Source organism: Kocuria sp. APC 4018 (genome assembly GCF_030407675.1).
In the GTDB taxonomy this organism is placed as follows: domain Bacteria; phylum Actinomycetota; class Actinomycetes; order Actinomycetales; family Micrococcaceae; genus Kocuria; species Kocuria rhizophila.
The window spans coordinates 18910-31283 of the sequence record NZ_JASDCY010000032.1 but is presented as its reverse complement, the minus strand read 5'-3'; the positions used below and the strand labels follow the sequence as shown (position 1 = coordinate 31283).

Below are 12374 nucleotides of genomic sequence, written 5' to 3'. Positions count from 1 at the left end.
GGGCTCAGTCACGGGAGGCCCCCTGGGCGGCACGCTCACGCAGGGTCTGCTCGTGCTCCTGCAGGGAGGTCACGGACCACGAGTACTGCCGCTGCGCGGTGATGGCCTGCAGCGCGGCACCGAGCTCCGAGACCGTGGTCATCATGGGGACACCCACCGAGGTGGCCGCCGCGCGGATCTGGTAGCCGTCCCCGCGCGCCGCCTGGCCGCCGGAGGGGGTGTTGAAGATCAGGTCGATCTTCCCGTCCGTGATCAGGTCCGCCACTGTGGGCTCGTCGCCCTCGGCGTCCGCGATCTTGGCCACCACCGTGGACTCGATGCCGTTGCGGCGCAGCACCTGCGCGGTGCCGCCCGTGGAGACGATCTCGAAGCCCAGGTCCGCGAACATCTTGACCGGGATCACCGCGGAGCGCTTGTCCTTATTCGCCACCGAGACGAACAGGGATCCCGAGGTGGGCAGCGGACCGCCCGCGGCGGCCTGCGCCTTGGCGAACGCGGTGTCGAAGTACTTGTCCACGCCCATGACCTCGCCCGTGGAGCGCATCTCGGGACCGAGAAGCGAGTCCACCACGGTGCCCTCCGGCGTGCGGAACCGGGCGAACGGCAGCACGACCTCCTTGACCGCCGTGGGCGTGCCCTCGGGCAGCGTGGTGCCGTCGTGGTCCGCGGGCAGCACACCCTCGGCGCGCAGCTGCGCCACCGTGCGCCCCGTGCCGATCAGCGCGGCGGCCTTGGCCATCTGCACGCCCGTGGCCTTGGAGACGAACGGCACCGTGCGCGAGGCGCGCGGGTTGGCCTCGATCACGTACAGCACGTCCGAGGCGAGCGCGAACTGCAGGTTGATCAGACCCTTCACGCCCACGCCGCGGGCAATGGCCTCGGTGGCCGCGCGGACGCGTTCGACCACGTCCGGGGCGAGCGTGATGGGCGGCAGCACGCACGCGGAGTCGCCGGAGTGGATCCCGGCCTCCTCGATGTGCTCCATGATCCCGCCCACGTAGCAGTCGCGGCCGTCGAACAGCGCGTCCACGTCGATCTCGATGGCGTCCTCGAGGAACTTGTCGATCAGCGCGGGACGGCTGGGGCTGACCTCCGTCGCGTTCTCCAGGTAGGTCTTCAGGGAGGCCTCGTCGTAGACGATCTCCATCCCGCGGCCACCCAGCACGTACGAGGGGCGCACGAGCACGGGGTAGCCGATCTCGTGGGCGATCCGGCTGGCCTCCTCGAAGTCGTACGCCGTGCCGTTCTTGGGCTGGCGCAGACCGGCTTCCGTGAGCACGCGGGCGAACTCCCCGCGGTCCTCCGCGAGGTCGATGGCCTCGGGGCTCGTGCCGAGGATCGGCACCCCCGCGGCCTTGAGGTCCGCCGCGAGCTTGAGCGGGGTCTGACCGCCCAGCTGCACGAACACGCCCAGCAGTCCGCCGGAACGGCGCTCGGCCTCCACGACCTCCATGACGTCCTCGAAGGTCAGCGGCTCGAAGTACAGCCGCGTGGAGATGTCGTAGTCCGTGGACACGGTCTCCGGGTTGCAGTTGACCATCACGGTCTCGTACCCGGCCTCGCGCAGCACCATGGAGGCGTGCACGCACGAGTAGTCGAACTCGATGCCCTGACCGATCCGGTTGGGACCGGAGCCCAGGATCATCACCGAGGGCTTCTCGTGCGGGGCCACCTCCGTCTGCTGGTCGTACGAGGAGTAGTGGTACGGGGTGAACGCCTCGAACTCCGCGGCGCACGTATCCACCGTCTTGTAGACCGGGCGGATGTTCAGGGCGTGGCGCACGCCGCGCACCACGGACTCGTCCAGATGCACGAGCTCCCCGATCTGGGCGTCCGAGAAGCCGTGGCGCTTGGCCTCGCGCAGGGTCTCCGGGTGCAGGTCCGGGTCCTCACGGATCATGTCCGCGGTCTCGTTGAGCAGCTGGATCTGGTCCAGGAACCACGGGTCGATGGACGTGGCCTCGAAGACCTGCTCCACCGTGGCGCCGGCCAGCAGCGCGCGCTGCACGTTGCGCAGCCGCTCGGTTGTGGTCTCCTCGGTCCTGGAGACCAGCCGGGCCACCGTGTTGGGGCCGGGCTCCACGGCCGGGCGCGCGAAGCTGAAGGAGGACCCCTTCTGCTCGAGCGAGCGCATGGCCTTCTGCAGCGCCTCCGTGAAGTTGCGCCCGATCGCCATGGCCTCGCCCACCGACTTCATGGTGGTGGTCAGCGTGGGGTCCGCCGCCGGGAACTTCTCGAACGCGAAGCGCGGGACCTTGACCACCACGTAGTCCAGCGTGGGCTCGAAGCTCGCCGGGGTCTTGCGGGTGATGTCGTTGGGGATCTCGTCCAGCGTGTAGCCCAGGGAGAGCTTGGTGGCGATCTTGGCGATCGGGAAGCCCGTGGCCTTGGACGCGAGTGCCGAGGAGCGGGACACGCGGGGGTTCATCTCGATCACCACGATGCGCCCGGTGGACGGCTCCACGGCGAACTGGATGTTGCACCCGCCGGTGTCCACACCCACCTCGCGGATCACGGCGATCGCGATGTCGCGCATGCGCTGGTACTCGCGGTCGGTGAGGGTCAGCGCCGGGGCCACCGTCACGGAGTCACCGGTGTGCACGCCCACGGGGTCCACGTTCTCGATCGAGCACACGACCACCACGTTGTCGTTGGCGTCGCGCATCATCTCCAGCTCGTACTCCTTCCACCCCAGGATGGACTCCTCCAGGAGCACCTCCGAGGTGGGCGAGTACTGGATGCCGGCGCCCGCGATGCGGTGCAGGTCCGTCTCGTTGTACGCGAGCCCGGAACCGAGCCCGCCCATGGTGAAGGACGGGCGCACCACCATGGGGTAGCCCAGCTGCTCGGCGGCGGCGAGCGCCTCGTCCATGGAGTGCACGATCACGGAACGCGCGGACTCGGCGCCGCAGCGCTCGACGACGCCCTTGAACGCCTCACGGTCCTCGCCCAGGTTGATGGCGTCCACGTCCGCGCCGATGAGCTCCACGCCGTACTTCTCCAGGGCGCCGTTGGCGTCCAGGGCGAGCGCGGTGTTCAGGGCGGTCTGCCCGCCCAGGGTGGGCAGGACGGCGTCGGGCCGTTCCTTGGCGATGATCTTCTCGACCGTCTCCGGGGTGATGGGCTCCACGTAGGTGGCGTCCGCGAACTCGGGGTCGGTCATGATGGTGGCCGGGTTGGAGTTCACCAGGATGACGCGCAGCCCCTCGTCCTTGAGCACGCGCAGGGCCTGGGTGCCGGAGTAGTCGAACTCGGCGGCCTGCCCGATCACGATGGGCCCGGAGCCGATCACCAGGACGCTGTTGAGGTCTTTCCTGCGGGGCATCAGTTGTCTCCTGCTTCCGAGCCGGAGCCCTGGGAGGCCCGGTCCATCATGTCCACAAAACGGTCGAAGAGGTACGCGGAGTCGTGGGGCCCCGCGGCGGCCTCTGGGTGGTACTGCACGGAGAACGCGGGGATGTCCTCGCAGCGCAGGCCCTCCACCACGTTGTCGTTGAGCCCCACGTGGGACACCGAGACACGCCCGTAGCGCTGCTCGGGTGCGGTCACGGTCTCCCCCACCGGCGCGTCCACCGCGAAGCCGTGGTTCTGGGAGGTGATCTCCACGGTGCCGGTGGCCAGGTCCTTGACGGGCTGGTTGATGCCCCGGTGGCCGAAGGTGAGCTTGTAGGTCCCGAAGCCCAGCGCACGGCCCAGCAGCTGGTTGCCGAAGCAGATCCCGAAGAACGGGATGCGGGCGTCCAGGACCTCGCGCAGCAGCTCGACCTGGTCCTCCGCGGTGGCGGGGTCCCCCGGGCCGTTGGAGAAGAACACGCCGTCCGGGCCCAGCTCGCGCAGCTGCTCGAAGGTCGTGGCCGCGGGCACCACGTGCACGCGCACGCCGCGCTCGGCCAGCCGCTGCGGGGTCATGGACTTGATGCCCAGGTCCACGGCGGCGACCGTGTGCTTCACGGGTGCGTCCCAGCCGTGCTCGGCGGGCTCCACCGTGTAGGACTCGTCCGTGCTGACCTGCTCGGCGAGCGCCCGACCGGCCATCGCGGGCTGCTCCGAGACCAGCCGCACGAGCTCGGGGACGGGCCGTGCGGCGTCGTCGCCGGCGAAGATCCCGGCGCGCATCGCACCCTTGTCCCGCAGGTGGCGCGTGAGGGCGCGCGTGTCCACGCCCTGGATGCCGGTGACGCCCTGTGCGGCGAGCTCCTCGTCCAGCGTGCGCTCGCTGCGCCAGTTGGAGGGGCGGCGCGCGGGGTCGCGCACCACGAAGCCGTTGACCCAGATCCGCCGGGACTCCATGTCCTCGGTGTTGATTCCGGTGTTGCCGATGTGGGGTGCGGTCTGGATGACGATCTGACCCGCGTAGGAGGGGTCGGTGAGGGTCTCCTGGTAGCCGGTCATGCCGGTGGCGAAGACGGCCTCCCCGAACGCCGTGCCGGGAGCACCCCAGGCGCGGCCCTCGAAGGCGCTGCCGTCCTCCAGCACCATCACGGCCGGTGCGTTGCGTGGTGAGTTCATGGCGAACTCCTTTCGTTCAGCAGGTGTGGTCTCGAGCCGGTGCCGCCGTGGGGCGGCGCCGGTGCGGGGTTCTCAGGCGTTCAGCAGGGCCGACGCCGCGTCCTCCAGTTCGTGCGACCCCTCGCCCGTGCGGGCGCGGAAGCCGGTGTCCACGCGCGTGTCCCCGAGGTCCCAGGTGAACACCACGAGCCCGTCACGCTCCACGAACTTGCCCACCATCCCGGAGGTGGTGGACACGGCGCGCAGGTCGCGGCGCGGGATGAACACGTCCGGGGCGCCCTGGCGGTTGATGAACACGCCGTCCGGGGCCACCACGGCCTCGGCGTTCGTGCGCACCCCCAGGCCGTGGCGCGCAATGCGCTCGAGCGGCTGGTCGGTGTAGGTGGTGACCACGTACATCCCGTCCACCCGTGTGGTGGCCCGGCTCATCAGGTCCCGGGGTGCGGGCGTCACCTCGGCGACGTCGGACTGGCGCCGCACACGGCCCCGCCAGCCCCACCAGATCAGGGCGAAGAGCACCACCACGATGACCAGGGTGAGCAGGGTGGGGACGAGCTTGTCCGACATGGGGAGACAACCTTTCAGGGAGGACGGTGCGGATCAGCGGGCCACGGGGGTGGTCAGCTCACCGTCACGGACCACGGGGTGGCCGCGGTAGAAGGTGGCGCGCACCCCGCCCGGGAGGGTCATCCCCCGGTACGGGCTGTTGCGCGCCTTGGAGGCGTGGTGCGCCGGGTCCACGGGGGTGGCGCCGGCGGGGTCCCACAGCACGATGTTGGCCACGGAACCGGGGGCGAGATCCTGGCCCTGGTCCGTGAGGCCGAGGATCTGCGCGGGGCGGCGGGACATGATCTGCGCGACCCGCTCCCACCCGATCATCCCGGTGTCCACGAGGGCGTGCTGGACCACGGCCAGGGCGGTCTCCAGTCCCGTCATGCCGTGGGCCGCGCAGCTCCACTCGCACTCCTTGTCCTCCGTGGTGTGCGGGGCGTGGTCCGTGCCGATCACGTCGATCGTCCCCTCGGCCACCGCGCGGCGCAGGGCCTGGACGTCCTCGTCCGTGCGCAGCGGCGGGTTGACCTTGTAGACGGGGTCGAACGTGCGCACCAGCTCGTCGGTGAGCAGCAGGTGGTGCGGGGTGGCCTCGGCGGTCACGGTCACACCGCGCTCCTTGGCCCACCGCACGATCTCCACGGACCCGGCCGTGGAGAGGTGGCAGATGTGCAGCCGGGAGTCCACGTGCTGGGCCAGCAGGACGTCGCGGGCGATGACCGCCTCCTCCGCGACGGCGGGCCAGCCGGTGAGCCCGAGGTCCGCGGACACGGTGCCCTCGTTCATCTGGGCGCCCTCGGTCAGGCGGGGCTCCTGGGCGTGCTGGGCGATGATGCCGTCGAAGGCCTTGACGTACTCCAGGGCCCGGCGCATCAGGACGGGGTCGTGCACGCACTTGCCGTCGTCGGAGAACATCCGCACCCCGGCGCGGGACTCCGCCATCGCGCGGATCTCGGACAGCTGCTCGCCCTCCAGCCCCACGGTCACCGCGCCCACCGGGTGCACGTCCGCCCAGCCGGCGTCCCGGCCCAGCTGCCAGACCTGCTCGACCACGCCGGCGGTGTCCGCCACGGGGTTCGAGTTGGCCATCGCGAAGACCGCCGTGTACCCGCCCCGGGCCGCGGCCCGGGTGCCGGACTCCACGGTCTCGGCGTCCTCCCGGCCCGGCTCCCGCAAGTGGGTGTGCATGTCCACGAGGCCCGGCAGGGCGATGAGCCCGGAGGCGTCGAGGACCTCGGCGTCCGCGGGGACGTCCAGGGAACCGGGGGCGCCCACGGCGGCGATCCGCCCGTCCACGACGAACAGGTCCGCGGGGTCACCGCCCTCGGGGCGGGCGTTGCTGATCAGGTGGCAGCTCATGAGGACCTCAGTTCTCGCTCGGGTTCGGGGCGCTCTCGTCACCGGAGAGCAGCAGGAAGAGGACGGCCATGCGCACGGACACGCCGTTGGCCACCTGCTCCAGCACGGTGGAGCGCGGGGAGTCGGCGGCCTCGGAGGAGATCTCCAGCCCGCGGTTCATGGGCCCGGGGTGCATGAACACGGTGGGTGCCCCCATGGTCTCGAGGCGGTGCACGCGCTGGGCGGTGAGCCCCCAGCCTCGCGTGTACTCGGCCTCGCTCGGGAAGAACGCCGCGTTCATCCGCTCGCGCTGCAGCCGCAACATCATCACGGCGTCCGGTGCCTCGGCCAGCACGGCGTCCAGGTCGTAGCTGATCTCGCACGGCCACGTGTCCGTGGCCACGGGCACCAGGGTGGGCGGGGCCACCAGGGTGACACGCGCGCCCAGGGTGGTCAGCAGCCACACGTTGGAGCGGGCCACGCGGGAGTGCAGCACGTCCCCCACGATCACCACGTGCATGCCCTCCAGGTCCATGCCGGTGCTCGCCACCCCCGTGGCGCGCGAGCGGACCCGGCGCAGGGTCATGGCGTCCAGCAGGGCCTGGGTGGGGTGCGCGTGCTTGCCGTCCCCGGCGTTGACCACGGCGGCGTCGATCCACCCGGAGTCCGCGAGCTGCTGCGGGGCACCCGAGGAGCCGTGGCGGATCACCACCGCGTCCGCGCTCATGGCCATCAGCGTCTGGGCGGTGTCCTTCAGCGACTCGCCCTTGGACACCGAGGAGCCCTTGGCGGAGAAGTTGATCACGTCCGCACTGAGCCGCTTCGCGGCGGTCTCGAAGGAGATCCGCGTGCGGGTGGAGTCCTCGAAGAACAGGTTCACCACGGTGCGCCCGCGCAGAGCGGGCAGCTTCTTGACCTCGCGGGAGGACACGGCGGCCATCTGGTCCGCGGTGTCCAGGATCCGCACGGCATCCGCGTACGACAGGTCGGTGGTGCTCAGCAGGTGCTTCACGCGGGCTCACCCGCCCGTCCCGGCACGGGCGACGACGCCGTACGCCCGGGTGCGCGGGCGACGTCGGCATCCGAGGCCACCGGCGCATCGATGACCACGCAGTCCTCGTGGCCCGCGTCCCGGGATCCGGGGTCGGTCTCGCGCAGCAGCACGCGCACCTTCTCGCGGGAGGACGTGGGGAGGTTCTTGCCCACGTGGTCCGCGCGGATGGGCAGCTCGCGGTGGCCGCGGTCCACCAGGACCGCGAGCCGCACCACCGTGGGGCGGCCGAGGTCCACGAGGGCGTCGAGGGCCGCGCGGATGGTGCGCCCCGAGCACAGGACGTCGTCCACGAGCACCACGGTGCGCCCGTCGATCCCGGCGTCCGGGATCAGCGTGGGCTGCGGGGTGCGGGCGGGGTTCCTGCGCAGGTCGTCCCGGTACATGGTGATGTCCAGCTGACCGGTCGAGGTGGCGGCGTGGAAGCCGGGGTCGATCTTCTCCAGCCGGGCCGCCAGGCGCTGCGCGAGCGGGTAGCCGCGGCGGGCGATGCCCAGGAGCACGAGGTCCTCGGGGCCCCTGTTGGACTCCAGGATCTCGTGGGCGATCCGGGACAGGGCCCGGTCGATGTCGGATGTCGAGAGGATCACGCGGGAGGTGGTGGCCTCCGGTGCGCTCTCGGCGTGTTCGGGCACGCTCACGTGCCGCCTCCTTCCCCGCCTCACGGGACGGAATTTAAAGGGTGCGATCGGTCCTGAAGCTACCACACGCGAAACCCCGGCCCGTGGGAACCACGAACCGGGGCATCGTCTCAGTCGTCCAGCAAGGAGGGCTTGACCTTCTGCAGCCGCCCCAGCAGCCCGTTGACGAACCGGGGAGAGTCGTCGGTGGAGAGCTCTCGGGTGACGGCCACGGCCTCCGCGACGGCCACGCCGTCCGGGATCTCCGCGTTGTAGAGCAGCTCCCACGCGCCCACGCGCAGGGCGTTGCGGTCCACCGCGGGCATGCGCCCGAGCGCCCAGCCCTGGGAGTAGGTCTCCAGGAACTCGTCGATGTCCTCGCGGCGCTCGTCCACACCCTCGAGGATCTCCACGGTGTACGGGTTGATGGGCGAGGACGAGTTCTCGCGGCGGCGCACCAGGGCGTCGCGCACGGACTCGTTGCGCTGCTCGGCCTCGAAGAGGATCTCGACGGCGCGCACCCGCGCCTTGCTCCGTGCGCCGCTCACTCGTTGACGCGTCCCAGGTAGTCACCGGTGCGGGTGTCCACCTTGACCTTGGTGCCCTGCTCGAGGAACAGCGGGACCTGGATCTGGTAGCCGGTCTCCACGGTGGCGGGCTTGGTGCCGCCCGTGGAGCGGTCGCCCTGCAGACCGGGCTCGGTGTAGGTGATCTCCAGCACCACCGACGGCGGCATCTCGATGTACAGCGGCGCACCCTCGTGGATGGCCACAGTCACGTTCTGGTTCTCGAGCATGAAGTGGGCGGCGTCCCCGACCACCACGCCAGGCACGGTGATCTGGTCGTACGTGGAGTTGTCCATGAAGACGTAGTCGTCGCCGTCCTGGTACAGGTACTGGTACTCGCTGCGGTCCACCGTGGCGGTCTCGATCTTGGCACCGGCATTGAACGTCTTGTCCACCACCTTGCCGCTGGTCACGTTGCGCAGCTTGGTGCGCACGAACGCGCCACCCTTGCCGGGCTTGACGTGCTGGAACTCGATGGTCTGCCAGAGGTTGCCGTCGAGCTTGAGGATGGTGCCGTTCTTGATGTCGTTGCTGGTTGCCACGGTGTCACTTTCTCGTCGGGTACGTCGCCGCACTGGGTCCGGCTCGTGGAGCCGGACCAGTCTACCGCGTGCGGCCCGATCCCCCGGTGCGGGGGTGCGGGCGCCGCATGGGCCCCTCGTGTCAGTCGGCGATCTCCTGGTAGCACGCGAACAGGATGGCGGGGTCCGGGACCTCCATGGTCCGGGGGGCGCCGATCCGGTCCAGGACCACGAAGCGCAGCAGGTTGCCGCGGGTCTTCTTGTCCCGCTTCATGACCTCCAGCAGCCGGGGCCACTGGTCGGCGCGGTACGAGACCGGCAGGCCCAGGGAGGTGAGGATCTCGCGGTGCAGGACCACGGCGTCGTCGGACAGGCTGCCCGCGGCCCGGCCGAGCTCCGCCGCGAAGACCATGCCCACGGACACGGCCGCGCCGTGGCGCCACTGGTAGCGCTCGTTGTGCTCGATCGCGTGGCCCAGGGTGTGGCCGTAGTTCAGGTGCTCGCGCCGCCCGGACTCGCGCAGGTCCGTGGAGACCACGTCCGCCTTGACGCGCACGCTGCGCTCCACGAGCTCTCGCACCACGGCGGAGGAGCTGTCCCGGACCTCGGCGGGGTGCTCCTGGATCAGGGTGAGGATCTGCGGGTCCGCGATGAACCCGCACTTGACCACCTCGGCCATGCCCGTGAGCAGCTCGTTCTCGGGCAGGGTGGCCAGGGAGTCGAGGTCGCACACCACGGCGGCCGGCGGGTGGAAGGAACCCACCAGGTTCTTGCCCTCGGCGGTGTTGATCCCGGTCTTGCCGCCCACGGCCGCGTCCACCATGCCCAGCAGCGTGGTGGGCAGGTGCACCACCCGCACACCCCGCAGCCACGTGGCGGCCACGAAGCCCGCGAGGTCGGAGACGGCACCGCCGCCCACGGAGACCACAGCGTCGGTGCGCGTGAAGTCGGACTGGCCCATGATCTGCCAGCAGAAGGCCGCGACCTCCACGCGCTTGCCCTCCTCCGCGTCCGGGATCTCGGCCACGAAGCTCTGGATCCCCGCGGCACGCAGATCCTCCTGCACCACGTCGCCGGTGGCGCGCAGCGCGCGGGGGTGGATGATGAGCACCTTCTTGACGCGCTCCCCCAGCAGCTCGGGGACGCGGCCCAGCAGACCGTGGCCCACCAGGACGTCGTACTGGTTCTCGGGGGTGTCCCCTCGGACGGGGATCACGGTCTCGTTCATGCGGTGTGGTCCTTTCCTGGCTCGGAGCGCGCGGCGGCGCCCAGGGCGGTGTGCAGGTCGTGGGCGATCTGGGACGCCGAGCGCGGCGCGCGGGCGTCCAGGGTGATCGTGGCGAGCCGCTCGAACGTCTCACGGCGCTCGGCCATGATCTGGCTCCAGCGGGTCTCGGGGTCCGGCTGCAGCAGCGGGCGTGACGCGCCGCCCCGGATGCGGGGGCGCACCGTGGCCAGGTCCACGTCCAGGTACGCGACCGTCCGGCCCTCGAGCAGCGGCTGCACGAGCGGGGACATGGGTGCGCCGCCGCCCAGGGAGATCACGCCCTCGGCGTAGCGGGGATCGTCCAGCAGCTCCGCCACGACCGCCGCCTCGAGGCGGCGGAACTCCGCCTCGCCCCGCTCTCGGAACAGCCTCGCAATGGCACCGTGGCGCGCCTCGATGACCTGGTCCGAGTCCGCGTGCGCCATGCCGTAGCGCCCTGCCAGGCACCGCGCCACCCGGGACTTCCCCGCCGCCATGGGCCCGATCAGCACCACGGGCAGGGGCGCCCGTGTCACGAGAGGTCCCCGCGCACCTCGTCCAGGGCGGCCAGTGCGGCGGGGTCCGCGAGCTCGGGCGAGGTCCGCAGCGCCTCCGGGATGGCCTCGAGGTAGGCGTCCCGGTTGCGCACCATCTCGGCGGCGGAGTCCCCGCCGAACTTCTCGAGGGCGGCCTCCGCGAGGACGAGCGCGACCATGGCCTCCGCCACGACTCCCGCCGCGGGCACGGCGCACACGTCCGAGCGCTGGTGGTGGGCCCGGGCGGGTTCGCCCGTGGCCACGTCCACGGTGCGCAGCGAGCGGGGCACCGTGGCGATCGGCTTCATGGCCGCCCGCACGCGCAACAGGTCGCCCGTGGACATCCCGCCCTCTATGCCGCCGGCGCGGTTGCTCACGCGGTGCACCGCGCCGTCGGCCCGGAGGGTCTCGTCGTGCGCCTGCGAACCCGGTCGCTCGGCCGTGCGGAAGCCGTCCCCGACCTCCACGCCCTTGATGGCCTGGATGCCCATGAGCGCCCCGGCCAGCCGCGAGTCGAGCCGCCGGTCCCAGTGGACGTAGGAGCCGAGCCCCGGGGGCATGCCCTCGGCCAGAACCTCGACGACCCCGCCCAGGGTCTCCCCGGCCTTGTGGGCGGCGTCCACCGCGGCGACCATCCGCTCGCTCGTCCCGGCGTCGAAGCAGCGCAGCGGATCCGCATCCAGCGCGGCGACGTCCCCGGGGCCGGGCAGCGGCGCACCGTCCGGCACGCGCACGTCCGCAATGGCCGTGGTGTGGGAGACCAGCCGGATGCCCAGTGCGGCGAGCACCTGCGAGGCCACCAGGCCGACCGCCACCCGGGTGGCGGTCTCACGGGCCGAGGCGCGCTCCAGCACCGGGCGGGCCTCGTCGAAGCCGTACTTCTGCATGCCCGTGAGATCCGCGTGCCCCGGGCGCGGCCGGGTGAGCGGCGCGTTGCGGGCGCGGCCCTCCAGGACCTGCGGGTCCACGGGATCGGAGCTCATCACGTCCTGCCACTTGGGCCACTCCGTGTTGGCGATCTCGATGGCCACCGGGCCGCCCTGGGTGACGCCGTGGCGCACACCGCCCAGAACACGCACGCGGTCCTGCTCGAACTTCATGCGCGCCCCGCGGCCGTAGCCCAGACGGCGGCGGGCCAGGGCGTCCTGGACCATCCCGGTGGTCAGTTCCACACCGGCGGGCACGCCCTCGACGATCCCCACGAGCGCCTCGCCGTGGGACTCCCCGGCCGTGAGCCAACGCAACATCCAAGTCTCCAGTCCTCGAGGGGGATCCGGCGGATCCCCCGGTGGTCTTCAATCCGGCGGTCGAAAGATCGGAGGAGAACCCGTGGAACCCTCCGAGAGGTCCCGAGCACTGCGCGTCCGGCACCTGCCGGGCACCGGCGCTGCCCGACTCTGCGTTCTGCGGCTCAGGTGGAGCCGCTCGTCCGGGC

11 protein-coding genes are annotated in these 12374 nt (G+C 71.4%); all 11 read right to left on the bottom strand.

Going from position 1 to position 12374, the window contains the following annotated elements; all coding sequences use genetic code 11:
* Positions 1-4: 4 nt before the first annotated feature.
* The 11 genes from carB to aroC all read right to left on the bottom strand — a co-directional run bounded on the left by carB (position 5) and on the right by aroC (position 12186).
* Positions 5-3325, bottom strand: coding sequence for a carbamoyl-phosphate synthase large subunit (gene carB, locus QL985_RS07455; protein ID WP_039101142.1), 3321 nt, complete (start codon positions 3323-3325; stop codon positions 5-7).
* On the bottom strand, positions 3325-4509 hold the full coding sequence (gene carA / locus QL985_RS07450; protein WP_121566468.1) for a glutamine-hydrolyzing carbamoyl-phosphate synthase small subunit: 1185 nt from the start codon (positions 4507-4509) through the stop codon (positions 3325-3327). Before carA ends, carB begins: the two co-directional genes overlap by 1 nt.
* A 72-nt stretch (positions 4510-4581) precedes the next feature.
* Positions 4582-5076, bottom strand: coding sequence for a hypothetical protein (locus tag QL985_RS07445; RefSeq protein WP_059281859.1), 495 nt, complete (start codon positions 5074-5076; stop codon positions 4582-4584).
* 33 nt (positions 5077-5109) lie between these two features.
* Complete coding sequence (locus tag QL985_RS07440; protein ID WP_259921627.1) at positions 5110-6420, bottom strand: dihydroorotase; 1311 nt, start codon at positions 6418-6420, stop codon at positions 5110-5112.
* Positions 6421-6427: 7 nt separating this feature from the next.
* Complete coding sequence (locus QL985_RS07435; RefSeq protein ID WP_259921630.1) at positions 6428-7411, bottom strand: aspartate carbamoyltransferase catalytic subunit; 984 nt, start codon at positions 7409-7411, stop codon at positions 6428-6430.
* Positions 7408-8091: a bifunctional pyr operon transcriptional regulator/uracil phosphoribosyltransferase PyrR gene (gene pyrR / locus QL985_RS07430; RefSeq protein WP_059281857.1), complete on the bottom strand. Its 684-nt coding sequence runs from the start codon at positions 8089-8091 to the stop codon at positions 7408-7410. Before pyrR ends, QL985_RS07435 begins: the two co-directional genes overlap by 4 nt.
* Before the next feature lie 110 nt (positions 8092-8201).
* Positions 8202-8618: a transcription antitermination factor NusB gene (gene nusB / locus QL985_RS07425; protein ID WP_019309281.1), complete on the bottom strand. Its 417-nt coding sequence runs from the start codon at positions 8616-8618 to the stop codon at positions 8202-8204.
* Positions 8615-9178 carry an elongation factor P gene (gene efp / locus QL985_RS07420; RefSeq protein WP_059281856.1) on the bottom strand — a complete coding sequence of 188 codons (564 nt, stop codon included), beginning with the start codon at positions 9176-9178 and terminating at the stop codon, positions 8615-8617. The genes nusB and efp overlap by 4 nt, the downstream gene beginning before the upstream one ends.
* Before the next feature lie 121 nt (positions 9179-9299).
* On the bottom strand, positions 9300-10385 hold the full coding sequence (aroB, locus tag QL985_RS07415; protein WP_259897383.1) for a 3-dehydroquinate synthase: 1086 nt from the start codon (positions 10383-10385) through the stop codon (positions 9300-9302).
* Positions 10382-10939, bottom strand: a complete 558-nt coding sequence (locus tag QL985_RS07410) for a shikimate kinase (RefSeq protein WP_059281854.1) — start codon at positions 10937-10939, stop codon at positions 10382-10384. The genes aroB and QL985_RS07410 overlap by 4 nt, the downstream gene beginning before the upstream one ends.
* The gene (aroC, locus tag QL985_RS07405) at positions 10936-12186 is read right to left on the bottom strand and encodes a chorismate synthase (protein WP_259921633.1); all 1251 of its coding nucleotides are present in this window, start codon (positions 12184-12186) and stop codon (positions 10936-10938) included. Before aroC ends, QL985_RS07410 begins: the two co-directional genes overlap by 4 nt.
* Between the last annotated feature and the right edge of the window lie 188 nt (positions 12187-12374).